The following is a 22,222-nucleotide window of genomic DNA, read 5'->3' as shown; positions in this document are numbered from 1 at the left end:
GTCCCAACCCCCTCGGGGGGTGGCGCCGGGTCAGGACGCCCGGCGGCGCGGAGGCTCGGCCCGTGGGGCGGGTGGGGCTGGGGGTGCGGCCGGGGCCTCGCCCACCGCTCCGGTCACTGGTCCGGCGGAGGCGCTGGTCGAGGTGCCGGTGGAGGTGCTGCGGGAGGGTCGCACGGCCAGGCCGGTGCTGCGGTCGCGCGGCGCGCGGACGGCGTACGACGGCACGGGGCGCGCGCGGCGCCGGCCGGGGAGCAGACGGGCCAGCCGGGCGGCCCGGCCGGTGCGCACCGGCGGGTCGAGCACGTCGGCCATCCGGCGCAGCGCGACCTCGCGGTCGACGACCCCGCGGCCCTCGCGGCCGGCCCAGGCGATCCAGGCCATCGCGACCAGCGTCACGACGACGCTGGGCAGCAGCCAGAGCAGGACCATGCTCCCGAGGGTAGGTCGGGCGACGGCCGATGCGGCGGACGTGCTACGGCGTGCCGACCCACTCGTCGGTGCCGTCGGTGAAGACCTGGTGCTTCCAGATCGGCACCTCGGCCTTGAGGGTGTCGATCAGGTCGCGGGACGCCTCGAACGCGGTGCCCCGGTGGGCGGCCGCCGTGCCGACGACCACGGCGAGGTCGCCGATGCCGAGGCGGCCGACGCGGTGGATCGCGGAGACGCCGTGCACGTCGTGCCGGGCGGCGACCTGGGCGCACACCTCGCGGAGCCGGTCGAGCGCGCTGGGGTGGGCGGAGTAGTCGAGGCCGGTGACGCCGCGGCCGCCGTCGTGGTCGCGGACCTTGCCGACGAACAGCGTGACGCCGCCGTCGACGGACTCGTCGAGGCTCGCCAGCACGTCGTCGACCGAGAGCGGGGTGTCGCGGATCTCGACCAGGCGCACGGCGGCGGGAGGGGCGGCGGTCACGCGGCGACCCTAGGGCATGGCTCTCGATCCCATGGCGGCGCCGGACGACGCCCGGGCGGCACGCTGGCGGCGTTGCCGTCGCTCGGAAGACGACCCGGTATGCCAGCGCTCCGGCGCCTTGCCATCGCACCACCCGGACGCCGCCGGCATCCGCCGAGAATCGAGAGCCACGCCCTAGCACCACCCGCGTACCGTTGGGTGCATGGCCGACGACCGCGACGACGAGCAGCCCAACCCGTTCAAGGGCACTCCCTTCGAGCAGCTCTTCTCCGGCGGCGGACTGAACTTCGGGGCCCTGGGCGGCCTCGGCGGGCCCGGGGGCGGGATGCCCGACCTCGGCGCCCTCTTCGGCCAGATCCAGAACCTCATGCAGCCCTACGACGGGCCGCTCAACTGGGACGCCGCCCTCGACCTGGCCCGCAAGACCGCGGCCCAGGAGGCCGACCCGGTGCCCACGGGCTCCGAGTCCGCCGCGGTGGCCGACGCGGTGCACCTGGCCGACCTGTGGCTCGACGCGGCCACCGAGTTCCCCTCCGGCGTCACCTCGACCGCGGCCTGGAGCCGCGCGGAGTGGCTGGTGGGCACCCTCGACGTGTGGAAGGTCCTCGTCGGCCCCGTCGCCGAGCAGTCCACCCAGGGCCTCAGCGGCGCGCTGCCGCCCGAGATCGCCGCCCAGGCCGGCCCGCTGATCGGGTTCCTCGGCAAGGCCGTCGGCGGGGTGCTCGCGACCCAGGTCGGCTCCGGCCTCGGCCAGCTGGCCGGGGAGGTGCTGACCGCCTCCGACATCAGCCTGCCGCTGAGCGCCCCCGGCAAGGCCGCCCTGGTGCCGGCCAACGTGGCCGCGTTCGCCGCCGGGCTCGACGTGCCCGAGGCCGACGTGCGCCTCTACCTCGCGCTGCGCGAGGCCGCCCACCACCGCCTGTTCTCCCACGTGCCGTGGCTGCGCGAGCACCTCATCGGCGCCGTCACCGACTACGCCCGCGGCGTCGAGGTCAACCTCGAGGGCATGCAGCGGCAGATGGAGGAGCAGCTGCGCGGCGTCGACCCGACCAACCCCGAGTCGCTCCAGCAGCTGCTCGAGGGCGGCATGTTCGACGTCCCCCAGTCCGCGACCCAGAAGGCGGCGCTCGAGCGCCTGGAGATCGCGCTCGCCCTGGTCGAGGGCTGGGTCGACGAGGTCGTCGAGCAGGCCACCGCCGACCGCATGCCCACCGCGGCCAAGCTGCAGGAGGCCGTGCGCCGCCGCCGGGCTGCCGGCGGTCCCGCCGAGCAGACCTTCGCCGCGCTCGTCGGCCTCGAGCTGCGCCCGCGCCGGATGCGCGACGCCGCCACCCTGTGGGGCTCGCTGCGCACCCGGCAGGGCACCGAGGCCCGCGACGGCGTGTGGCTGCACCCCGACCTGCTGCCGACCGCGGCCGACCTCGACGACCCGCTGGGCTTCCGCGAGGAGGCCACGGCCCCGGCCGCGCTGAGCGAGGACGACTTCGACGCCGAGCTGCGCGCCCTGCTCGACGGCGACCTCGGCGCGAAGGGCGACGGCGAGGAGGGCGACGGCGAGAAGGACGCGTGAGCGCCCACGCCGACGCGCTGGCGGTCCTGCGGGCCTGGACGCCGCCGAGCGACGCGCAGGCCGCGTTGCGTGAGCGGTACGTCGCCCACCTCGACGCCCACCCCGACGGGCTGTCCCGCGGCTGCCGGCCCGACCACCTGACCGCGAGCACGCTGGTGCTGTCGGCCGACCGGACGCACACCCTGCTCACCCTGCACGCCAAGGCGCGGCGCTGGTTCCAGACCGGCGGCCACCTCGAGCCCGACGACCCCGGGCTCGACGCCGCCGCGCTGCGCGAGGCGACCGAGGAGTCCGGCGTCGCGGGCCTGGCGCTGCACCCGCAGCCCGTCCACCTCGACGAGCACGCGGTGCCGTTCTGCCGCCCGCCCGAGGGCGTCGCGGACGACGGCCGCGAGGTCCACCACCTCGACGTGCGGTTCGTGGCCCTGGCGCCCGCCGGCGCGTCGTACGCCGTGAGCGAGGAGTCGCTCGACGTGCGCTGGTGGCCGGTCGACGCCCTGCCGGAGCCCGACCTGGAGCCCCTGGTGGCGGCGGCCCTCGCCGCGCTGGGCACCGGGGGGCGCGGTCAGTCGACCGGCTCGAACTCCGACGGGGGCCGCACGGCCGAGGCCTCCGACCAGCCCAGCAGGTAGCCCTTGGCCCGCTCGGCCTGCGGGTAGCGGTCGACCCAGCCCCAGAAGCACTCGTCGTGGCCGGGCTCGAGCAGGTGGGCCAGCTCGTGCACCAGGACGTAGTCGAGCACCCAGCCCGGCATCCGCTGCAGCCGCTCGGAGAGCCGGATCGACCGGTCGCCGGGGGTGCAGGAGCCCCAGCGGGAGTTCTGGTTGGTGACCCACCGCACCGACTCCGGCACCGCCAGCCCACCGAGGTAGGTGTCGTTCAGGTCGAGGGCGCGGCGCAGCAGGTCGTCGTCGCTGAGGGTGTCGGGCCGCTCGCGGCGCTCGATGCGCGCGACCATGGTGGCGACCCACTCACGCTCGTCCTCGGCGCTGAACGACGCCGGGATGAGCACGACGATGTGGTCGTCGTCGCGGTAGGCCGAGACCGTGCGGCGGCGGCGCTTGCTGCGACGCACCTCCACCTCGGCCATTCCCGGAAACTACCGGGTGGCCCAGGCCAGCAACCGCTCCTTCGGCCAGGTGTTGACGATCCGGTCCGGGTCGATGCCGGCGTCCTCGGCCCGCTCGCAGCCCAGCGACAGGAAGTCCAGCTGCCCCGGGGCGTGGGCGTCGGAGTCGATCGAGAACACGCAGCCGGCGTCGCGGGCCAGGGCGAGCAGCTCGTCGGGCGGGTCGCAGCGCTCGGGCCGGGAGTTGATCTCCACGGCCACGTCGTGCTCCGCGCAGGCCTCGAAGACCGCCCGGGCGTCGAACTGCGACTGGGCGCGGGTGCCCCGGCCACCGGTGACCAGGCGTCCGGTGCAGTGGCCGAGCACGTTGGTCAGCGGGTTGGTGACCGCGCCGATCATCCGGCGGGTCATCGGGGCCGCGTCCATGGCCAGCTTGGAGTGCACGCTGGCGACCCGGACGTCGAGGCGGCGCAGCATCTCCTCGGTCTGGTCCAGCGAGCCGTCGTCGAGGATGTCGACCTCGATGCCCTTGAGCAGCGTGAAGGACTCGCCGCCGAGGTGCTCGTTGACCGCGTCGACGACCTCGAGCTGGCGCGCCAGCCGCTCCGCGCTCAGCCCGCGGGCCACCTTGAGCCGGGGCGAGTGGTCGGTGAGCACGAGGTAGTCGTGCCCGAGCTCGATGGCGGTCATCGCCATCTCCTCGATGGGCGAGCCGCCGTCGCTCCAGTCGGAGTGGGAGTGGCAGTCGCCGCGCAGCGCGGCCCGCACCTCCACCCCGCCCGAGGCCAGGGGCGCGGCGTGGGTGCGCTCGAGCTCGGCGAGCCGCTCGGGCTGCTCGCCGCGCACCGCCGCCGCGATGACCTTGGCCGTGCTCTTGCCGACACCGGGCACGTCGGTGAGGGTGCCGTCCTCGACGGCCCGGGCCACGTCCTCGGCCGGCAGCGGCAGGATCGCGGCGGCCGCCCCGCGGAAGGCCTTGACCTTGTAGGTGTCCTCACGCCGGCGCTCAAGGAGGAAGGCGATGCGGCGCAGCGCGGCGACCGGTCCGGCGTCGTACGCCGCGGGGTCGGGATGGGGGCCACTGGTCACGGAAGTTTCTTCCCTCCACAGGCGGTGGACGAGCATCGGTGCTGGTCAGCGCAGCGTACGACGGGTCGCCCACCGCGTCGTCCACACGGTCTCCACAGGCTCTCCCCGCGGTTCTCCCCCGGTTGTCCGGGTTGTGCACACCCTTGTCCACAGCCTCCTCCACAGGTGGGGACGGCGCGACGTTGACCGGCCGGGCCGCTGGTCCCTAGCGTTGCGCGCAGATGGCCCTCGGGCCGGCGAGCGACACTCGCAAGGGGAAGGCGGGTGTCGGGAGGCGGCGCGGGGGCCACCTGTCGTGCCGGGCCGACCGGGCAGCCGGTCACCCGCTCAGCGACCGGTGAACCGCGGCGCGCGACGTTCCTGCACCGCCCGGATCCCCTCCTGCAGGTCCTCGGTGGCCAGGGTGACGGGCTGGGCCAGTGCCTCCCACTGCAGCGCCGCCTCGATCGAGGCGTGCCGCTGGCGCAGCGCGAGCGTGGTCAGCCGGCTCGCGACCGGGGCCGTGGCCGCGATGCCGGAGGCGGTCTCGAGCGCGGCACCGAGCAGCTCCTCCGGCTCGAGCACCCGGGAGACCAGGCCCAGCGCGAGCGCCTCGTCGGCGTCGACGAGCCGGCCGGTGAGCATGAGGTCGCGGGCGGCGGCCTCGCCGACCACGTCGGGCAGCAGGTAGGTGCCGGCCATGCCGGGGTGCAGGCCGAGCGAGACGAACGGGACCCCGAGCTTGGCGCCGCGGGCGGCGAAGCGCAGGTCGCAGGCCAGCGGCAGGCACAGGCCGGCCCCGATGGCCGCGCCGTTGATGGCCGCGAGCACCGGCACCTCGAGCCGGCGCACGGAGAGCCAGGCCCGGTAGAACGGCAGCATCCGGTCGCGGAGGCTGTCGACACCCGCACCGGGCTCGGAGGCCAGCCAGCTGGTGTCGCCGCCGGAGCAGAACGCGCGGCCCTCCCCCGTGACGACCACGGCCCGCACGCTCCGGTCGGCCGCGAGCTCGCCGACCGCCGCGACCCACGACTCGGTCATCGGCACCGACATCGCGTTGCGCTGGTCGGGGTTGTCGAGGACGAGCAGGGCGACCCCGTCGGCGGGTCGCTCGAGACGGAGGTGGGTCAGGTCGGCCATGGCGACGACAGTAGTGGCGTAGCGTCACCGCCGACGCCCGGCCCGAGGCGGGAGGAGACGGCCATGACGGACACCTGGAGCGGCGACTTCTACTGCGTGCGGTGCAACGACAAGCGCGAGACGCAGGGCGAGGTCGTGGTCGGCGACAACGGGCGGCGCATGGCCAAGGCGGTGTGCCCCGTGTGCGGGACCAAGCTCAACCGGATGCTCGGCAAGGCCTGAGGCGGCCCGTCCGCCGGGCCTGTGGACGACGCCCGCGCCGCAGGCGCCCGGCGTGCCAGGGTCCGGGGCATGAGTGGAGCGACCGCCCGGCTGGCCCCCGGCGTGCACGTCGTGCGCCGCGACGACGACCACGTGCAGGTGGGGCTGGACCCGCCCGCCCGCGTCGTCGTGCGCCGCGACGAGCGGCTGCTCGGGCTGCTCGACGAGCTGCGGCACGGCGTGCGCCTGCCGGTCGACGACCCCGCGCGGGCCGGGCTGGTGCGGGCCCTGACCGACGCGGGGCTGCTCGTCGGGCCGGCGCCCGACGACGCTGCTGGTCCTGCGACCCCGACCGTCCGCCTGGTCGACCGAGGTCTGGGGATCCGGCGGCTCGACACGATGCTGCGGCGCGCCGGCGTCGGGCCCGACGTCGCGGGCGTGGCCCCCGACCTGGTCGTGCTGGCCTCGGCCGCGCCGGTCCCCCGCGCGGTGCTCGACGACTGGGTGGCCGACGGCACCCCGCACCTGCTGCTCGCCGGCCCCGGCCGGCCGGGCGCGCTGCGCCTCGGCCCGCTGGTCGAGCCCGGCCTGACGGCGTGCCTGCGGTGCGTCGACGCAGCGGAGGCCGTCGACGACCCGCGGCGGCCGCTGGTCGTCGAGCAGCTGGCCTGCCGACCCGCGCCGCTGCCGGGTCCCGGGGTCCTCGACCTCGCGCTGGCCTGGGCGGCGCGCGAGGCCGCGGCGTACATCGCCGGGCGGCGCCCCCTGACGTGGTCGGGCACGGTCGACCTCGACGAGGGCGCGGACCCGGTGGTGCGGTCGTGGCCGCGGCACCCGCACTGCGGGTGCGCCTGGACAGACCTGCCCTACTGACCCCGTTCCCGCTCGACTGCTCCGGACCGGGTCACCAGAACTCGGAGTCGAGCTTGCCCTCCATCGAGCGCAGGTGCCGCCGCGAGCAGGTGTCGCAGTAGCGGCGGAGCCGGCCGTTCTCGACGCTGGTGCTCCACGTCAGCGTCGCCGCCTCCTCGGCCCGGGCGCCGCAGAAGTCGCAGGTCAGGGTGGGAGGCTCGGTCATGGATCCAGCGTAGGTCCCGTGTCGGGCCGGGAACCGGAGAAGCCGGGCCCGACGACGTCGGACCCGGCTTCCCGGTCTGGTGGTTCCTGTGCAGTTGGTGGTGCGACACCCGCGATCATGGGTGTTCCGAGGTGACGGCCCCGGAGTCCTACAGAGCGCGGGCGAGGGCGAGACGAGCCTGCTGCGCTGCGCGCTCGGCCTTGCGGCTCAAGCGCCGGGCACGGGCCATCTGGTGGCCGCGCCGCATCTGCTGCGCCTCTCCCAGGCGCGCGTCCATCTGGGCGCGCGCGAGGGCTTCGTGCATGGTGTTCATGGTGGTGCTCCGCTTCGAGTCGGTGGTCTGGGTGGTGGTGAGGGTGGCGCCGGCGCTCATGCGACGGCGTCCTTGCGGGGCCGACCCCGGGGCCGCTTGCGTGGGATGACCGTTCCCTGGAGGAACAGCTCACCGCCCCACACGCCCCACGGCTCGCGCCGCTCGACGGCGCCGCCGAGGCACAGCTGCCGGACCGGGCAGGCCTGGCAGAGAGCCTTGGCGAACTCCACGTCGGCCGGGAGCTCGGCGAACCAGAGCTCGGGGTCGTTGACCCGGCAGGGCAGCAGGGACTCGTCGACCTTGTCGGCCTCGTCGTGGAGGTGCCCGAGGCCCGAGGGGGCCACGAACTCGACGAGCGTGCCGTCGGTGCGCTCGAGGGTGGTGGTCGTCATGGTGTCACCTCTTTCGTCTGTGATCGCGGGATGGGTGGTGCTGGTGGTGCTGGTGTTGCTGTCCATTGCTTGCTTCCTGAGCGGTGGAGAACTGCAGGGGAAACAGAAAGGCCGCGGATCCCGGGTGTCGGGTTCCGCGGCCTGGAGGCTGCTGCTCTGCTGATGTGTGTCAACAGAGAGGCGGACTCCAGGCAGGGGTACCCGGGATGGCGACGGCGGCGAGAGCCACGTGTCCCTTGACAGCGGTGCCCTGGCGCTCGCGCGAGGTGGTGCCGGTGGCCGGCGTCTCGATGGACAGACCGGTGCCCGGGATCCACGCCGCACGACCGACGAGGTCGCCACGGAAGGCGGCGCCCCTGGGCATGCCGAACTCGGACGCGAAGCGCTCGCGGACGCAGCTGTCGTAGGACAGGGCAAGGTCGGCGAACGGCGCGAACGGCGTCGTCATCGTGGTGTTCTCCATGGGGGTCACCTCCTGGGGCGGACTCTGGCGCGGGCGTTGTCAGTGCCCTGGTGCGCGGGTTGCTGTAACGGGAACGCTACGGCGTCTCCGGTGTAAGGAGCAAACTATTTTATGACTTTGTCTCGGAATTCCTCGCGGGACCCGTCAGGCGGGCTGCTCGGCGACCAGCGAGAGCAGGTCGTCGCCGTACTTGTCGAGCTTGCCCGGCCCCACCCCGCTGATCGACTTCAGGGCGTGCCGCGACTGCGGCCGGCGCTCGGCGAGCTCCTCGAGGGTGGCGTTGCTGAAGACCATGAACGGCGCGATCTCCTCCTCGCGCGAGCGCTCCAGTCGCCAGGTGCGCAGGCGCTCGAAGAGGGCCTCGTCGTAGGGCGCCGGGCACTCGGCGCAGCGGCGCTTGCCCTTCTCGCCGGCCAGGGGCTTGCCGCACTCGACGCAGGTGCGCACACCGCGGGTGCTGCGCCGCGCGGGCGGCTTGTCGGCGTCGGGCAGGAGCGGGTCGAGGAACCGCGACGGCTTGCGGCGGGCCGCCTGGCCGGGGTTGCGGGCCTGGGCCCACGACAGGGCGAGGTCGAGGCGGGCCCGGGTCATGCCGACGTAGAGCAGTCGTCGCTCCTCCTCGACGGCCTGGGGCGTCTGGGCGTAGGTGATCGGGAGGGTGCCGTCCTGGAGCCCGACGAGGAACACCGAGTCCCACTCCAGGCCCTTGGCGGCGTGGAAGGTGGCCAGCGTGACGCCCTCGGCGACCGGGGCGTGCTGCTCGGACGCGCGTCGGTCGAGGTCGTCGACGAACGCCCCGAGGTCGGACCCGGGCGCGCCCTCCGCGAAGGTCTCGGCCTGGCTGACCAGGGCCTGCCAGGACTCCCAGCGGTCACGGGTCTGGCCGCGGGCCTCGGGCGGGTCGGGCCGCCAGCCCATGCCGGCCAGCGTGTCGCGCACCAGGTCGACCCAGGTGTCGTCGTCGGCCGGGGCCGCCCCGCCGCGGGCGGCGCCGCGCAGCCGGGTGACGGCCTCGCGGACCTCGGGCCGCTCGAAGAAGCGCGCGGCGCCCCGGATGACGTAGGGGATGCCGGCGTCGGTGAGGGCCTGCTCGTAGGCCTCGGACTGGGCGTTGATGCGGAACAGCACCGCCATCTCGGCCAGCGGACGACCGGTGCCGCGCTGGCGGGCGACCTCGCGGGCCACGGCGCCGGCCTCGGCGACCTCGTCGGGGTGGCCGGCGTAGGAGACCGCCGCTCCCCCGGGCCGCTGGGCGCGCAGCTCGACGCCGGCCGACCCGGTGCCGGCGAGCAGGGTGTTGGCCGCGGTGACGACCTGCGGGGTCGAGCGGTAGTTGCGGACCAGCTCGATCGAGGTGGTGCGCGGGTGCTTGGCCGGGAAGTCGCGCAGGTAGGTCGCGTCGGCCCCGGCGAAGGAGTAGATGGTCTGGGCCGGGTCGCCCACCACGCAGATCTCGTCGCGGCCGCCCAGCCAGAGGTCGAGCAGCGCCGACTGCAGCGGCGAGACGTCCTGGAACTCGTCGACGACGAACCACTTGTACTGCCGGCGCACCTGGGCCGCCACCCGCTCGTCGTCGGCGAGCAGGCCGGCGGTCAGCAGCAGGACGTCCTCCATGTCCATGCGGCCCTGCTCGCGCTTGACGTCCTCGTAGGCCGCGATCAACCGGCCCACCAGCTCGCCGTCGAGGGAGGCGACCGACCGGCCGCGCGCCTGCGCCACCTCGGCGTACTGCTCGGGGCGGACGTTGCTGACCTTGGCCCACTCGATCTCCGAGGCGAGGTCGCGCAGCATCGCCTGGTCGGAGCGGACCCGCAGGCTGCGTGCGGCCCCGACGACCAGCGGGATCTTGGACTCCGTCAGCGTCGGCAGCTCGGTGCCGTGGACGTGGGGCCAGAAGTAGCGCAGCTGGCGCAGGGCGGCGGAGTGGAAGGTGCGGGCCTGCACCGTCGGCGCGCCCAGCGAGCGCAGGCGCCCGCGCATCTCGCCGGCCGCGCGGGTGGTGAAGGTGACCGCGAGGACCTCCGTCGGCGCGTAGACCCCCGTGGCCACCCCGTGCGCGATGCGGTGCGTGATCGCCCGGGTCTTGCCGGTCCCGGCACCGGCCAGGACCCGCACCGGACCGCGCAGCGTCTCGGCCACCTGACGTTGCTCGGGGTCGAGCGCGGCGAGCAGGTCAGGGGCGGGCATCGCGGAACAGAACTCCTCTGCCGGTGGTTGGATCGAGTGCCGGGGACCGGACGGTCCGACCCTAGACGCCGGAGGGGACACTCCTGACATGAGCGACGCGAGCTTCACGATGTACACCACGCCGTGGTGCGGCTACTGCCATCGGCTGAAGAGCCAGCTCGACCACGAGGGCATCGCCTACGACATCGTCGACATCGAGCAGCAGCCCGACGCGGTGCAGATCGTCGAGTCGGCCAACGGCGGCAACCAGACCGTGCCGACCCTGGTCTACTCCGACGGCACCTCGCAGACCAACCCCTCCCTGGCCCAGGTCAAGGAGAAGGTCGCGGCCCTCGCCTGACCCCTCCTCCGCAGCCCCACCCCGCTGACCCGTCGTGAGTCCACGGCGGGTCAGCGTTCACCAGGAGCCGGGGAGCGGGCCGCCGTACCAGTGCTCGATGAGGGAGCGGCTGATCGAGACGCCGCCGGGGAGCACCAGCGACCCGGCCGTGGCCTGGTCACGCATCTCGGCGCGGGTGAACCAGCGGGCGTCCTCGAGCTCGTGGTCACCGAGGTCGATCTCGGTCGTCTCCGCCCGCCCCAGGAAGCCGAGCATCAGGCTCTGCGGCAGCGGCCACGGCTGGTTGCCGAAGTAGGTGACCTCGCCGACGACGACGCCGGACTCCTCGGCGACCTCCCGGCGCACGGCGTCCTCCAGCGACTCCCCCGGCTCGCAGAAGCCGGCCAAGGTGGAGAAGCGACCCTCGGGCCAGACCGGGGAGCGGCCGAGCAGGCAGCGCTCGTCGTCGCTGCCCGGCTCGCCCGTGCTGACCAGCATGATCACCGCCGGGTCGGTGCGCGGGAACTGCGTGCGGCCGCAGCCGCCTTCGCTCGCGCAGACCAGCTCGTGGCCGGCCGCGGCCGACGTGAGCGGGCGTCCACAGCGCGGGCAGTGCCGCGTGGCCCAGAGCCACTCGGCCAGGCCGAGCGCGTGCAGCACCAACGCCCCGTCGGTGGCGCCGTCGCCGGCCAGGGCGGGCAGCAGGCCGCGCAGGGCGTACCACTCCCCCTCGGCCGCCGCGGCGACCTCGGGCCCGGTGACCACCGCCCAGTACGTCGTGCCGTCGCGCTCGCCGAGCAGGACCCGGACGCCCTCGGGGGCCTCGCCCGGCTCGACCCAGGGCAGCGCGCCGTCCACCGGCCGGACCCGGGTGCCGGAGACGACCAGGACCTGCGAGCGGCGGTCGTGCCAGCGCATGTCGAGCCAGGCGTCGTCCTTGCGGTGCGTGCCGAGCCGGTCGTGCGCGCCGGCGCTCAGGCGCAGGTGCGGGTAGGTCGGGGTGCTCACGTCCCGAGACTAGGACCGCGCGCGCCCCTCCTAGGGTGGGGCCCCGTGAGCACCCACATCGGCGCCGAGCCCGGCGTGATCGCCCCCGTCGTGCTGCTGCCCGGCGACCCGCTGCGCGCCCGGTGGATTGCCGAGACGTTCCTCGACGACGCGACCTCTCACTCCGAGGTCCGCGGCATGTACGGCTACACCGGCACCTGGCGCGGCCAGCCGGTCTCGGTGCAGGGCTCGGGCATGGGGCAGCCGTCGATGTCGATCTACGTCCACGAGCTCTTCACCGCCTACGACGTCGCGACGATCGTGCGCGTCGGCTCCTGCGGTGCGCTGACCGAGGACCTCGCCCTGCGCGACCTCGTCATCGCCTCCGGCGCCTGCACCGACTCCTCGATGAACCGGATCACCTTCGGCGGGCTCGACTACGCCCCCGTCGCCGACTTCGGCCTGCTGCGCGACGCCGCCGCGGCGGCGCCCGAGGCGAAGGTGGGACTGATCTACAGCAGCGACTCCTTCTACCCGACCCGGCCCGAGCTCGTGGACCGCATGGTCGAGCACGGCGCCCTGGCCGTGGAGATGGAAGCCAGCGCGCTCTACACCCTCGCCGCCCGGCACCGCCGACGGGCGCTGGCCATCTGCACGGTCTCCGACCACGTCGTGACCGGCGAGGAGACCACGGCGGCCGAGCGCGAGCAGACCTTCGGCCGGATGGTCGAGGTCGCGCTCACCGCCGCGCTCGGGGAGCAAACCGCGGGCTAGGAGCGTTGTCCCGGCATGACGGGGACGCTCGACCCGAGCCGGGTGCTCGACAGCGTGGTCGTCGGCGCCGGCCAGGCCGGGCTGTCGGCGTCGTACCACCTGCAGCGGCGGGGCCTGGACCACGTCGTGCTCAACGCCGACGAGGCCCCCGGTGGCGCCTGGCAGCACCGCTGGGACTCGCTCACCGTGCACGACGTGCACGGCGTCGCCGCCCTGCCCGGCGCGCCCGACCCCGACCTCGACCCCGACGAGCGGGCCAACCGCGCCGTGCCGGCGTACTTCGCGGCGTACGAGCGCGAGCACGGGCTGCCGGTGGTGCGACCGGTGCGGGTCGACCGCGTGGTCGAGGCCGGTGAGGACCTGCTGCGCGTCGAGGCCGGCCGGCGGTCGTGGACGACGCGGACCCTGGTCAACGCGACCGGCACCTGGACCCAGCCCTTCGTGCCGCACTACCCGGGCATCGAGACGTTCGCCGGGCCGCAGTGGCACACCGCGGACTACCCGGGTGCGGAGGCGTTCCGGGGGCTCCGCACGCTCGTGGTGGGCGGGGGCGCCTCGGCCGTGCAGCTGCTGGGCGAGGTCGCGCTCGTGACCGACACGGTGTGGGTCACCCGGCGCCCGCCCGTCTGGCGCTCCGACGACTTCACGCCCGAGGTCGGCCGAGCCGCGGTGGCGCTGGTCGAGGAGCGGGTACGCCGGGGCCTGCCGCCGGCCAGCGTCGTCTCGGTGACCGGGCTGGCCCTGCGGCCGCAGGAGCAGGCCGCGGCCGCGCTCGGCGCCTACACACGGCGGCCGGTGCCGGCCCGCTTCGGGCCGCACGGCGTGCGGTGGGACGACGGGACGGTCGAGCGCGTCGACGCGGTGCTGTGGGCGACCGGCTTCCGGCCGGCCGTCGGCCACCTCGGCCCGCTGCACCTGCGCAGCCCGCGTGGCGGGATCACCCTCGACGGCACCACGGCGGTCGCCGACCCCCGGGTGCAGCTGGTGGGCTACGGACCGTCGGCCAGCACGATCGGGGCCAACCGCGCCGGACGGGTCGCCGCCCTCGGCGTGGCGGCCTGGCTCGACCGCACGGCCGAGCGGGTCACGGCCTGAGCAGGACCTCGAGCTCCGCGCGCCCGGGCAGGTCGTCGGGCTCGACGAGGTCGCCGGTCCGCACGTAGTAGAACCCCGCCCGCACCCGGTCGACCGGGAGGTCGTGCAGCTCGGCCCATGCCAGTCGGTAGAGCGCGAGCTGGAGCGGGTCGGCGGTGCGGGCGCGACTGGTCTTCCAGTCGACGACCAGCACCGACCCGTCGGGCTCGCGGTAGACCGCGTCGATGCGGCCCCGGACCACCTGCCCGTCGAGCACGAGCGCGAACGCCGGCTCGACGGCCAGCGGCACCCGGTCGGCGAAGGCGCCCTTCTCGAACGCCTCGACCAGCTCGGCCAGCTCGGCGTCGTCGGCCACGTCGGCGTCGCCCCGGCCCGAGATCTCGTCGGTGTCGAGCAGCGACAGCTGGCCGAACCGGGCCTCGACCCAGGCGTGGAACCGGGTGCCGAACCGCGCTGCCGGCGACGGGGGCCGGGGCATCGGCCGGGCGAGGTCGCGGGCGAAGCCCTCCGGGTCATCGCGCAGCCGAGCCACGGCCGTGGCCGAGAGGCTGCTCGGCATCGGCACGTCGAGGACGTCGCCGCGGTCGCGGTGGGCCTCGGCCAGCAGCCGCTCGATCTCCTCGTCCCAGTCGGCGACCCGGGCCGCGGTCAGCATGTCGAGGTCGTCGTCGACGGCGGCGGGGTCGGCGGCCGCCACGCGTGCCGCCGCCGCGAGCCGCAGGCCGACCTCCTCGCTGGTGCCCGACGGGGGCCACGGGACCGACGGGTCCTGGTCGGCGAGCGGGTGGGCGGTGCCCTTCTCGGGCTTGTCGAGCCAGACCTCGGTGGGCTCACCCCACGCGTCGAGCAGCTCGCGCAGGGTGCGCTGGTAGGCCGAGGGGCCGTACGGCGTGGCGCGTGAGCCCCAGCAGTAGGACGTGACCGCGAGGAGGTGGGCGGGGCGGGTGACGGCGACATAGCCCAGCCGCAGCTCCTCCTCGGCGTCGTGGGCCTTGGTCGCGGCGCGGTAGGCCTCGAGCGCCGGCTTGTCGTGCCCGGCCAGCTGCGGCAGGTCGGGGGCGTCGCCGCGCAGCGGCGCCGGCAGCACGGCGGGGGCCGAGGTCCACAGCGAGCGCGACCGGTTGGAGGGGAAGCGGGTCTCGCACACCCCGACCAGGAAGACCGCCGGCCACTCCAGGCCCTTGGCCCGGTGGACGGTGAGCAGCTTGACCGAGTCGGCCTCGCTGGGGGTGGCCAGGTCGAGGCCGTTGCCCTGGTCGTCCTCGGCGGTGAGGTAGGCCAGCAGCGCCGGCAGGGTGACCTCGCCGTCGACGGCCTGGAAGTCGGCCACGGCCTTGACGAACAGGTCGAGGTTGTCGCGACGCGCTGCCGCGGCCGGGCTGACCGCGGCGGCCAGCTCGACGTCGACGCCGCTGGCGTCGAGGATGCGCCGGACCAGGTCGAGCAGGGGCTCGCCGACGTGGGCGCGCAGGTAGCGCAGCTCGTCGGCGAGCAGCGCGAACCGGTCGCGGGCCTCGACGGAGTAGGCCGCCTCGCCGGGGTCGGCGAGGGCGTCGTCGAGGGCGGGCAGCTCGGCCGGGTCGACACCGTCGGCGATCTCGGCGAGCTGGTCGGCCAGGGCGAGGTCGTCGCCCGGCGCGCTCCGACCGGACAGCTCGGTGGCCCGGCGGCTGAGCAGCCGCAGGTCGCGCGGCCCGATGGCCCACCGCGGACCGGTGAGCAGGGTGAGCAGCGACGGGTTGTGGGTGACGTCGTGGAGCAGGTGGAGGGTGGCGACCACCTCGGCGACCTCGGGCAGCCGGAGCAGCCCCTTGAGCCCGACGATCTCGACCGGGACCCCGGCCGCGGTGAGGGCGTCGAAGACCCCCTCGGCGTGGGCGTTGTCGCGGGTCAGCACGGCGACGTCGGACCAGCGCCCGCCCTCGGCGCCCGTGTGCCGCTCGCGGACGGCGGCGACCAGGGCGGCCAGCTCGGCGTCGGCGGTCTCGTGGACGGCCACCCGGACCTCGCCCGGGGCGGCGCCCTCGGCCGCCTCGAGGGGCGCGACCTGGTCGTAGGCGTCGTAGAGCGGCGCGGCCAGGTGGTTGGCGGCCTCGAGGATGCGGTGGTCGGAGCGTCGGCTCACCGTGAGGTGGAACAGCGCGGGCTCGCCGGCCGCGGGCGGGAAGCTCCCGGCGAAGTTGACGATGTTGCTCACCGAGGCGCCCCGCCAGCCGTAGATGGCCTGGTTGGGGTCGCCGACCGCGGTCACGGCGTGGCCGAGCCCGCGCTCGACGTCGGGGCCCGAGAACAACCGGGAGAGCATGGTGGCCTGGGCGACCGAGGTGTCCTGGTACTCGTCGAGGAGGACGACCCGGAACCGGCCGCGCTCGACCACCCCGACGTCGGGGCTCTCCTGGGCCAGCCGGGCGCCGAGCGCGATCTGGTCGGAGAAGTCCATGAGGCCGAGGTCGGCCTTGAGGCGGCGGTAGTCGGCCACCAGGCCCAGGAGCTCGGCGCGACGGTCGATGGCCGAGATCGCCTTCTCGGGCAGGTCGCGGTAGGTCTTGCGGTCCTTGCCCGCCTGCTCCTCGGTGACCGCCCGCACGAACCCGGCCCGCTCGCGGGCGTCGAAGGCGCGGACCTCCTCGGGGCCGACCAGGTGCTCGGACATGGCGCCGTCGAGGGCCAGCAGGTTCTGGATGGCCGTGGGCGGGTGGTCGGTGAGCAGCACGACGTCGCCGGTGTGCCGGTCGACGACGCGAGCGCCGAGCTGGTAGCGGGCGGCGTCGGTCACGACCCGGGTGTCGGGCTCGTGCCCGATGCGCAGCCCGTGCTCGGTGAGCAGCTGGGCGGCGTAGGCGTTGTAGGTGAGGACGGTGGGCTCGAGGCCGTCGTCGGTCTCGTCGTGGCCACCGCTCGTCGCGTCGAGCGCCCCGGCGGCGACGAGGGCATCACGGATGCGGCGACGCAGCTCGCTGGCCGCCTTGGTGGTGAAGGTGAGCCCGAGCACCTCCTCGGGACGCACCTGGCCGGTGACGACGAGGTAGACCACGCGTGCGGCCATCAGCGTCGTCTTGCCGGACCCGGCGCCGGCCACGACCACCGCGGGCTCCAGCGGCGCGCTGACCGCGGCCCACTGCTGGTCGCTCACGGGGTAGGCGGCCCGCATCACCTCCTGCAGCTCGGCCGGGGTGCGGATCGGGCGCGGGGTCATGCCGTCACCGACCCGGCGCTGCGGGCAGGGCAGACCGGCACGAAGTCGCAGTCACGGCAGTGCGGGCCGGGCACGGCGGGGAACTGCTCGGTGCGCAGCAGGGTGGCCGCGACCCCGATCTCGCCGCGCAGCCGCCGTCGCTCGGGACCGTCGGGGCTGGGCGGGTCCTGGGTCTGGACCACTGCGGTCTCGCGGTCGTCGAGGCTGCCGAGCTGGACCAGCTGGGCGCCGCCCGAGCGGGCCGGCCGGCCGTCGGGGACCAGCTGGTCGGCGGCGCCGGCGTCGACGGCGTACTGGTAGAGGGCGAGCTGGCGGTGCTGGGCCACGGCCGGACCGGTGGGCATGGAGCGGTTGGTCTTGAGGTCGACCACGACCACCGCGCCGTCGGCGTCGACCTCGACCCGGTCGGCGTAACCGGTGAGGCGCACCCGCAGGGTCGGGTCGTCCGCCGCGGCCCCACCGGGCTCGACCGTCGGGTCGGGCACGTCGACGACGGCGGAGAAGCTCTGCTCGACCCCGACCAGGGTGCGGGTGGCGGTGTGGTGCCAGCGCAGGAAGCGCGCGAGGGCGGCGCGGGTGCGCTGGTGCTCGCGCTCCTTGGCCCACGGGGTGCGGAACTCGAGGCGGTCCCAGACCTCGTCGACGTGGGCCATGAGCACCTCGACGCCGTCGACGCCGGCGTCGAGGTCGCCGCGGGCGACCCGCTCGGCGAGGGCGTGCACCAGTTGGCCGAGGTTGGCCGCCTGGTGCGAGCGGGCGACACCACCGGCCTCGCGGGCGAGGAACCACTGCGTGGGGCAGACCATGAGGTGCTCGAGCACCGACGCCGAGACCGGCACGGGCTGGTCGGACTCGCGGACCGGCTCGGTGGACCACGTGCGGGAGCGGGTGCCCCACCAGGAGGCCGGGTCGGCCTGGGGCACGAGGCGACGGGTGCCGACGGTCTCGCCGGCCAGCCGGGCCAGCCGCCGGGCCGCGGCGTCGCGCAGCGGCTCGGGGGTCTCCGGGTCGGCCAGGGTGCGGCGCAGGTCGCCCACCAGCCCGGCCAGCGACAGCGGCCGCGGCGGGCGACCGACCCGGTGGGTCACCGGCACCCCGAGCTCCTCGAGGAACCGGGAGGGCTGCTCGCCCTCGTCGTCTGGCGAGGCGACGGCGGTGACGACCAGCCGCTCGCGGGCGCGGGTGGAGGCGACGTAGAAGAGCCGACGCTCCTCCAGCAGCAGCTCGCGCGAGGACACCGGCGGCACCAGCTCGCCCTCGCCGATGCGGTCGGGCTGCAGCAGCGACGCCCGTCGCCGCAGGTCGGGCCACGACTCCTGCTGCACGTGGGCGACCACGACCAGCGGCCACTCGAGGCCCTTGGACCGGTGGGCCGTCAGCAGGCGTACGGCGGCGCCGCGGGCGCCCCGCTCGGCCAGGGTGTCGGCGGGGATCTGCTGGGCGGCCAGGGTCGCGAACAGGTCGGCCACACCGAGGTGGACCCGTTGCTCCTCGGCCCGGGCCACGGCCTCGAAGAGCGCGCAGATCGAGTCGAGGTCGCGGTGGGCGCGGCGCGCGGCCCCGCCGCCGAGCTCCACGGCACGGCGCAGCCGCTCGGGCCACCGGGTGCCGGACCACAGGTGCCAGAGCACCTCCTCGGCCGAGGCACCGCCGTCGAGCTCGGCCCGACAGCCGTGCAGCAGGGCGGACAGGGCTCGGGCACGCTCCACCTCGGGCCCCTCGAGCCCGTCGAGGAACCCGGCCTCGACCACGGTCGACCGGAGCAGGTCGCGCGAGGTCGGCGGGGTGGTGGACGCGGACTCGTCACGGGCGAGGACGCGGGCCCGGGTGCGCAGCTGGCGGCCGAGACGGCGCAGCTGGCCGGCGTCGAGGCCGCCGAGCGGGCTGAGGAGCAGCGACTCCGCCCGGGAGGCGTGCACGAAGTCGACGTGGTCGGGGTCGGCGTTGTCGAGGTTGACCACGGCGCGCACCGCGTCGAGCAGCGGCAGCACCGCCGGGTCGCGCACCAGGGGCACCTCGTCGTGGCTCACCTCGACCGGCACGCCGGCGGCGCCGAGCGCGCGGCGCAGCGGCGGGAGGGTGGACCGGCCGGAGCGGACGAGCACCGCCATGTCGGACCAGTCGAGCCCCTGCTCGAGGTGGGCGCGCCGGAGCAGGTCGGCGAGGTGCTCGGCCTCGGCGCGCTCGGTGTCGAAGGTGAGCACCTCGGCCTTGCCGAGGGTGGGGGCGTCGGAGCGCGGCTCGAGGAAGGCCTGCCTGGCTGCCTCGGGGATCGAGCCCGGGAGGGCCAGGCGGGAGGCGACCCGCTGCGAGGCGAGCAGCAGGTGGGGGCCGAAGCGGCGCGTGGTCCGCAGCGCGACGACCTCGGCCGGCCGGCCGTCGGCCCGCGGGAACTGCGCGGGGAAGTCGAGGATGCCGCGCACCTCGGCGCCTCGGAAGCCGTAGATCGACTGGTGCGGGTCGCCGACGACCACGAGGTTGCCGCCGTCGCCGGCGAGCTGGCGCAGCAGCGCGACCTGGCCGGGGTCGGTGTCCTGGTACTCGTCGACGAAGACGTAGCGGTAGCGCGCCCGGAGCTCGTCGCGGTGGGCGGCGGCCTCGATGGTGGCGCGGCGGATGAGGTCGGCGTAGTCGGTGGCGCCGAGGTGGTCCAGGGTCGTGAGGTACTGCTCGAGGAACAGGCCCGCGGCCCTCAGCTCGGGCAGGCCGTGCTCGGCGCCGAGGGCGAGCAGCTCGTCGCCGTCGAGGCCCTTCTCGCGCGCCCGGGAGAGCACCGCGTTGACCTCGCGGGCGAACCCGCGGGTGCCGAGCGCACGACGCAGGCTCTCGGGCCAGGTGACCGACTCGGGGGCGTCGGTGAGCAGCTCACGGAGCACGACGTCCTGCTCGGGTGCGGAGAGCAGCCGCAGGGGCGCGGCGTAGATGTCGGCCGGGGCGTGGTGGCGCACCAGCGCGTAGGCGAAGGAGTGGAACGTCGAGGACAACCCGGTGGCCAGGGTGCGCCCGAGCCGGGCGGTCACCCGGTCGCGCAGCTGCTCGGCGGCCTTGCGGGAGAACGTCAGCGCGAGCACGTGCTCGGGGCGCACGCCGGACTGGGAGAGCCGGTCGACGACGGCCTCGACCAGGGTCGTGGTCTTGCCGGTGCCGGGTCCGGCCAGCACCAGGAGCGGCCCCTCGCGGTGGTCGACGACCGCGCGCTGCTGCGCGTCGAGCTCGGGCACGGCGACGGCGCGGTGCTCGCGCACGAGGCGGTGCGTGGGTCCCGAGGGGTGCGTGCCGGCCATGGGCGCCACTGTGCCAGCGACCACCGACACTTCCCCTGCAGGTCACGCCGTCCGGTGGGTACCGGGCGGCATGGCCGAGACGATCGTCGACGACACGACCTGGGACGAGTTCCACCTGCTCGTCAACATGCCCTCCCCCGCCCTGCGCGACTGGCTGCGCGCCGAGCAGGCCGGTGAGGCCACCGAGGGCCTGCCCGACGAGGACGGCACGCTCGGCCACCAGGTGCTGGGCATCCTCGGCAAGCGCCGCGCCGACGTGACGCCCGACGACGTCGAGGCGATGGAGGCCGTGGTCGAGCTCGTGCGCGGCCTGCGGGGCGAGGACCCGCTCGAGCCCGACGCCGGGCCCGACGACGGCTGGCGACACGCGCTGATGGACGTGGGCCACGACCCGCTGCGCCCGGTCGAGGCCGGCCGCGCGCCCTGACCGGGCGGCCCGTCAGGCGTCGGGCGCGCGGTCGTTGTAGACGCCCGCGGGCGCCTGGCCCGAGAGCCCCTGGATCGCGGCCATCACCTCGTCGGTGAGCAGCCGCCGGGCCTTGCCGAGGGGCAGGCCGTCGTAGCGGCCGCCGGTCGGGATCGGCTCGCCGAACGCCACCCGCACGGGTACGACGCGGGGCAGCCGCGCCCCCACGGGCTGGAGCCGCTCGGTGCCGACCAGGCCCACCGGCACGACCGGCACGCCGGCGGTCAGGGCGAGGTGGGCGACGCCGGTGCGGCCCCGGTAGAGCCGGCCGTCGCGCGAACGGGTGCCCTCGGGGTAGATCCCGAACGCCTCCCCGCGCGCCAGCACCCCGAGCGCGGTGTCGAGGCTGGCCAGCGCGGCCTGCGGGTCGTCGCGGTCGACCGGCAGCATGCCCAGGCCCTCGAACCACGCCCGCGACAGGGCTCCCCGCACGCCGGAGCCGGTGAAGTAGTCGGACTTGGCCAGGAACACGACCTTGCGCGGCACCACGATCGGGATGACGAGGGAGTCGGCGAAGCTGACGTGGTTGCTGGCCAGCAGCACGCCGCCCGTGCGGGGCACGTGGTGGAGCCCGGTGACGGTCGGCCGCCACACGGCCTTGGCCACGGGCGGGACCACCGCGTGCAGCGCCCGGTAGATCACGTTCGGCAGTGTGCTGGTTACCGGTGGGTCCACCGAACCGGCTGCGCGCAGGCCCCTCGGAGATGGGAGATGGGTGCGACGCCCCCGGCCTCGTGGGCCACGACGTCGCGGGCGAGGGACTCCCACCTCGCACAGGCGTCGGGGCAGCACGACCGCTGCACCGCCTGGGCGGCCTGGGCGGCCTGGGCGGCCTGGGTGACCGTCATCGACTGCCAGCCGCTGGTGTCGAGCAGGCCGGGGTCGGGCTTGTGCGTCGCGGTGCCGTGGAACGCCGTGCTCGACAGCCGGGTGTCGAGGACCTGCGCCTCGGTGCCCCAGCCCTGCGAGGGGCGCTGCTGGAGCAGCCCGAGCGAGTCGCGGTCGCCGTAGTCGATGTCGACCAGCGTCGACTCCTACATCGAGGTCGCGAGGGCGACGACCCAGCCCTGCTGCGGCACGCCGGCGCCCTTGCCGACGCCGATGATCGTGCGGGCGTCCGCCTTCTGCGTGTCCGACAGCGAGGCGTACGTCGTGCCGGGCGCGCCTCCGCTCGACCCGCCTCCGGTGCCCAGCAGCGTCGTCCAGGAGGCCGGGCCGACGACGCCGTCGTTGCCGAGGCCGGCCGAGCGCTCAGCGCCGTGACGGCGGCCTGGGTGCCCGACCCGAACCGCCCGTCGGCGGTGGTGGAGAGGCCGCGCGAGGTGAGCAGGTGCTGCAGCGAGGTCACGTTGCTGCCCGACGCGCCGGTGGCCAGGGTCGGGTACGACGCGGCCCACGACGGCGCGGCGGCCACGACGGTGAGGCCGACCGTCAGGCCCACGGTCAGGAGCAGGGTGGCCAGCAGGGCGAGGAGGGCACGACGCACGGCGCCACCGCACCACCCGGTCCCCCGGGCCGGTAGCGGGACATCCCTCACGTCGCGGCCCACCGCGCGCGGTCCACAGCGACGCGCCGACGGATCCACAGCCGACCCGGGATTCTCCACAGGCTTGTCCACAGCAGTGGAGGACGGTGCACAGGCGTGCGCCGAACCGGCTGAGCACGCATACCCAGGGGCGGCTGAGCGGCGCGGACGATCCCGCCGGAGGC

The 22,222-nt window shown here is 75.3% G+C and carries 23 protein-coding genes; 9 read left to right on the top strand and 14 right to left on the bottom strand.

All coding sequences use genetic code 11. The features are described 5' to 3' along the window. Positions 1-30 precede the first annotated feature (30 nt). Together FJQ57_RS06035 and FJQ57_RS06030 are read right to left on the bottom strand one after the other, a co-directional pair. Entirely contained in the window at positions 31-429 is a 399-nt protein-coding gene (locus FJQ57_RS06035; protein WP_139978261.1) for a hypothetical protein, read from the bottom strand. A gap of 43 nt (positions 430-472) precedes the next feature. Beyond that, positions 473-910, bottom strand: coding sequence for a molybdenum cofactor biosynthesis protein MoaE (locus FJQ57_RS06030; RefSeq protein ID WP_139978260.1), 438 nt, complete (start codon positions 908-910; stop codon positions 473-475). A gap of 202 nt (positions 911-1,112) precedes the next feature. Here FJQ57_RS06030 and FJQ57_RS06025 point away from each other — a divergent pair, with 202 nt between their 5' ends. Continuing rightward, complete coding sequence (locus FJQ57_RS06025; RefSeq protein WP_139978259.1) at positions 1,113-2,480, top strand: zinc-dependent metalloprotease; 1,368 nt, start codon at positions 1,113-1,115, stop codon at positions 2,478-2,480. Next, positions 2,477-3,112 (top strand): NUDIX hydrolase, encoded by a 636-nt coding sequence (locus FJQ57_RS06020; protein WP_139978258.1) that lies wholly within the window; start codon positions 2,477-2,479, stop codon positions 3,110-3,112. Before FJQ57_RS06025 ends, FJQ57_RS06020 begins: the two co-directional genes overlap by 4 nt. On the opposite strand, the gene FJQ57_RS06015 is transcribed toward FJQ57_RS06020, so the two are convergent. The 3 genes from FJQ57_RS06015 to FJQ57_RS06005 form a co-directional block, all read right to left on the bottom strand. Continuing rightward, positions 3,046-3,570, bottom strand: coding sequence for a M48 metallopeptidase family protein (locus FJQ57_RS06015; RefSeq protein WP_139978257.1), 525 nt, complete (start codon positions 3,568-3,570; stop codon positions 3,046-3,048). The two genes, FJQ57_RS06020 and FJQ57_RS06015, sit on opposite strands and share 67 nt — an antisense overlap. 9 nt (positions 3,571-3,579) lie before the next feature. Then, positions 3,580-4,638, bottom strand: a complete 1,059-nt coding sequence (locus FJQ57_RS06010) for a PHP domain-containing protein (RefSeq protein WP_246081610.1) — start codon at positions 4,636-4,638, stop codon at positions 3,580-3,582. Between the two features lie 327 nt (positions 4,639-4,965). Further along, on the bottom strand, positions 4,966-5,757 hold the full coding sequence (locus FJQ57_RS06005) for an enoyl-CoA hydratase/isomerase family protein (RefSeq protein WP_139978255.1): 792 nt from the start codon (positions 5,755-5,757) through the stop codon (positions 4,966-4,968). A 63-nt stretch (positions 5,758-5,820) separates the two neighbouring features. On the opposite strand from FJQ57_RS06005, the gene FJQ57_RS22295 reads away from it, so the two are divergent. Further along, positions 5,821-5,979, top strand: a complete 159-nt coding sequence (locus tag FJQ57_RS22295) for a DUF5679 domain-containing protein (protein ID WP_170219291.1) — start codon at positions 5,821-5,823, stop codon at positions 5,977-5,979. A gap of 69 nt (positions 5,980-6,048) precedes the next feature. After that, a complete protein-coding gene (locus tag FJQ57_RS06000; RefSeq protein ID WP_139978254.1) occupies positions 6,049-6,831 on the top strand; it encodes a hypothetical protein in 783 nt (260 codons plus the stop codon). A gap of 31 nt (positions 6,832-6,862) precedes the next feature. On the opposite strand, the gene FJQ57_RS22290 is transcribed toward FJQ57_RS06000, so the two are convergent. From FJQ57_RS22290 to FJQ57_RS05980, 5 genes are all read right to left on the bottom strand, one after another. After that, the gene (locus FJQ57_RS22290; protein ID WP_170219290.1) at positions 6,863-7,036 is read right to left on the bottom strand and encodes a hypothetical protein; all 174 of its coding nucleotides are present in this window, start codon (positions 7,034-7,036) and stop codon (positions 6,863-6,865) included. A gap of 148 nt (positions 7,037-7,184) precedes the next feature. Continuing rightward, complete coding sequence (locus FJQ57_RS05995) at positions 7,185-7,409, bottom strand: hypothetical protein (RefSeq protein WP_139978253.1); 225 nt, start codon at positions 7,407-7,409, stop codon at positions 7,185-7,187. Next, positions 7,406-7,741, bottom strand: a complete 336-nt coding sequence (locus tag FJQ57_RS05990; RefSeq protein ID WP_139978252.1) for a WhiB family transcriptional regulator — start codon at positions 7,739-7,741, stop codon at positions 7,406-7,408. Before FJQ57_RS05990 ends, FJQ57_RS05995 begins: the two co-directional genes overlap by 4 nt. A 169-nt stretch (positions 7,742-7,910) precedes the next feature. Further along, positions 7,911-8,204, bottom strand: a complete 294-nt coding sequence (locus tag FJQ57_RS05985) for a hypothetical protein (protein ID WP_139978251.1) — start codon at positions 8,202-8,204, stop codon at positions 7,911-7,913. Between the two features lie 144 nt (positions 8,205-8,348). Continuing rightward, the gene (locus FJQ57_RS05980) at positions 8,349-10,391 is read right to left on the bottom strand and encodes an ATP-dependent DNA helicase UvrD2 (RefSeq protein ID WP_139978250.1); all 2,043 of its coding nucleotides are present in this window, start codon (positions 10,389-10,391) and stop codon (positions 8,349-8,351) included. An 88-nt stretch (positions 10,392-10,479) separates the two neighbouring features. Here FJQ57_RS05980 and FJQ57_RS05975 point away from each other — a divergent pair, with 88 nt between their 5' ends. Next, positions 10,480-10,731: a mycoredoxin gene (locus FJQ57_RS05975; protein ID WP_139978249.1), complete on the top strand. Its 252-nt coding sequence runs from the start codon at positions 10,480-10,482 to the stop codon at positions 10,729-10,731. A 57-nt stretch (positions 10,732-10,788) separates the two neighbouring features. Here the strand turns inward: FJQ57_RS05975 and nudC are convergent, their stop codons facing one another. Further along, positions 10,789-11,718 carry an NAD(+) diphosphatase gene (nudC, locus tag FJQ57_RS05970; protein ID WP_246081609.1) on the bottom strand — a complete coding sequence of 310 codons (930 nt, stop codon included), beginning with the start codon at positions 11,716-11,718 and terminating at the stop codon, positions 10,789-10,791. Positions 11,719-11,763: 45 nt separating this feature from the next. On the opposite strand from nudC, the gene deoD reads away from it, so the two are divergent. Next, complete coding sequence (deoD, locus tag FJQ57_RS05965; RefSeq protein WP_139978248.1) at positions 11,764-12,471, top strand: purine-nucleoside phosphorylase; 708 nt, start codon at positions 11,764-11,766, stop codon at positions 12,469-12,471. Between the two features lie 15 nt (positions 12,472-12,486). Continuing rightward, positions 12,487-13,566 carry an NAD(P)-binding domain-containing protein gene (locus FJQ57_RS05960; protein ID WP_139978247.1) on the top strand — a complete coding sequence of 360 codons (1,080 nt, stop codon included), beginning with the start codon at positions 12,487-12,489 and terminating at the stop codon, positions 13,564-13,566. On the opposite strand, the gene FJQ57_RS05955 is transcribed toward FJQ57_RS05960, so the two are convergent. Both FJQ57_RS05955 and FJQ57_RS05950 read right to left on the bottom strand, forming a co-directional pair. Continuing rightward, positions 13,556-16,762 carry an ATP-dependent helicase gene (locus tag FJQ57_RS05955; protein WP_139978246.1) on the bottom strand — a complete coding sequence of 1,069 codons (3,207 nt, stop codon included), beginning with the start codon at positions 16,760-16,762 and terminating at the stop codon, positions 13,556-13,558. The two genes, FJQ57_RS05960 and FJQ57_RS05955, sit on opposite strands and share 11 nt — an antisense overlap. Further along, positions 16,759-20,046 carry an ATP-dependent helicase gene (locus tag FJQ57_RS05950; protein ID WP_139978245.1) on the bottom strand — a complete coding sequence of 1,096 codons (3,288 nt, stop codon included), beginning with the start codon at positions 20,044-20,046 and terminating at the stop codon, positions 16,759-16,761. The genes FJQ57_RS05955 and FJQ57_RS05950 overlap by 4 nt, the downstream gene beginning before the upstream one ends. A gap of 70 nt (positions 20,047-20,116) precedes the next feature. Here FJQ57_RS05950 and FJQ57_RS05945 point away from each other — a divergent pair, with 70 nt between their 5' ends. Then, on the top strand, positions 20,117-20,473 hold the full coding sequence (locus FJQ57_RS05945; protein WP_139978244.1) for a DUF3140 domain-containing protein: 357 nt from the start codon (positions 20,117-20,119) through the stop codon (positions 20,471-20,473). A gap of 12 nt (positions 20,474-20,485) precedes the next feature. On the opposite strand, the gene FJQ57_RS05940 is transcribed toward FJQ57_RS05945, so the two are convergent. Continuing rightward, positions 20,486-21,154: a lysophospholipid acyltransferase family protein gene (locus FJQ57_RS05940; RefSeq protein ID WP_246081608.1), complete on the bottom strand. Its 669-nt coding sequence runs from the start codon at positions 21,152-21,154 to the stop codon at positions 20,486-20,488. A 372-nt stretch (positions 21,155-21,526) separates the two neighbouring features. Here FJQ57_RS05940 and FJQ57_RS05935 point away from each other — a divergent pair, with 372 nt between their 5' ends. Next, positions 21,527-21,775, top strand: coding sequence for a hypothetical protein (locus FJQ57_RS05935; protein ID WP_139978243.1), 249 nt, complete (start codon positions 21,527-21,529; stop codon positions 21,773-21,775). The last annotated feature ends 447 nt before the right edge of the window (positions 21,776-22,222 follow it).

It is taken from the genome of Nocardioides litoris (assembly GCF_006346315.1).
Classification (GTDB): domain Bacteria; phylum Actinomycetota; class Actinomycetes; order Propionibacteriales; family Nocardioidaceae; genus Nocardioides; species Nocardioides litoris.
This window is presented reverse-complemented; position numbering and strand designations above follow the sequence as displayed.

Bases quoted from the DNA above. Each gene is read 5' to 3' on its own strand.
- FJQ57_RS05950 (WP_139978245.1), bottom strand. From the start codon at position 20,046: ATGGCCGGCACGCACCCCTCGGGACCCACGCACCGCCTCGTGCGCGAG.
- FJQ57_RS06025 (WP_139978259.1), top strand. From the start codon at position 1,113: ATGGCCGACGACCGCGACGACGAGCAGCCCAACCCGTTCAAGGGCACT.
- FJQ57_RS05990 (WP_139978252.1), bottom strand. From the start codon at position 7,741: ATGACGACCACCACCCTCGAGCGCACCGACGGCACGCTCGTCGAGTTC.
- FJQ57_RS06015 (WP_139978257.1), bottom strand. From the start codon at position 3,570: ATGGCCGAGGTGGAGGTGCGTCGCAGCAAGCGCCGCCGCCGCACGGTC.
- FJQ57_RS05955 (WP_139978246.1), bottom strand. From the start codon at position 16,762: ATGACCCCGCGCCCGATCCGCACCCCGGCCGAGCTGCAGGAGGTGATG.
- FJQ57_RS05935 (WP_139978243.1), top strand. From the start codon at position 21,527: ATGTCGACCAGCGTCGACTCCTACATCGAGGTCGCGAGGGCGACGACC.
- FJQ57_RS05980 (WP_139978250.1), bottom strand. From the start codon at position 10,391: ATGCCCGCCCCTGACCTGCTCGCCGCGCTCGACCCCGAGCAACGTCAG.
- FJQ57_RS22295 (WP_170219291.1), top strand. From the start codon at position 5,821: ATGACGGACACCTGGAGCGGCGACTTCTACTGCGTGCGGTGCAACGAC.
- FJQ57_RS06005 (WP_139978255.1), bottom strand. From the start codon at position 5,757: ATGGCCGACCTGACCCACCTCCGTCTCGAGCGACCCGCCGACGGGGTC.
- FJQ57_RS22290 (WP_170219290.1), bottom strand. From the start codon at position 7,036: ATGACCGAGCCTCCCACCCTGACCTGCGACTTCTGCGGCGCCCGGGCC.
- FJQ57_RS06000 (WP_139978254.1), top strand. From the start codon at position 6,049: ATGAGTGGAGCGACCGCCCGGCTGGCCCCCGGCGTGCACGTCGTGCGC.
- FJQ57_RS06035 (WP_139978261.1), bottom strand. From the start codon at position 429: ATGGTCCTGCTCTGGCTGCTGCCCAGCGTCGTCGTGACGCTGGTCGCG.
- FJQ57_RS05945 (WP_139978244.1), top strand. From the start codon at position 20,117: ATGGCCGAGACGATCGTCGACGACACGACCTGGGACGAGTTCCACCTG.
- FJQ57_RS05975 (WP_139978249.1), top strand. From the start codon at position 10,480: ATGAGCGACGCGAGCTTCACGATGTACACCACGCCGTGGTGCGGCTAC.
- FJQ57_RS05960 (WP_139978247.1), top strand. From the start codon at position 12,487: ATGACGGGGACGCTCGACCCGAGCCGGGTGCTCGACAGCGTGGTCGTC.
- FJQ57_RS05995 (WP_139978253.1), bottom strand. From the start codon at position 7,409: ATGAGCGCCGGCGCCACCCTCACCACCACCCAGACCACCGACTCGAAG.
- FJQ57_RS05985 (WP_139978251.1), bottom strand. From the start codon at position 8,204: ATGGAGAACACCACGATGACGACGCCGTTCGCGCCGTTCGCCGACCTT.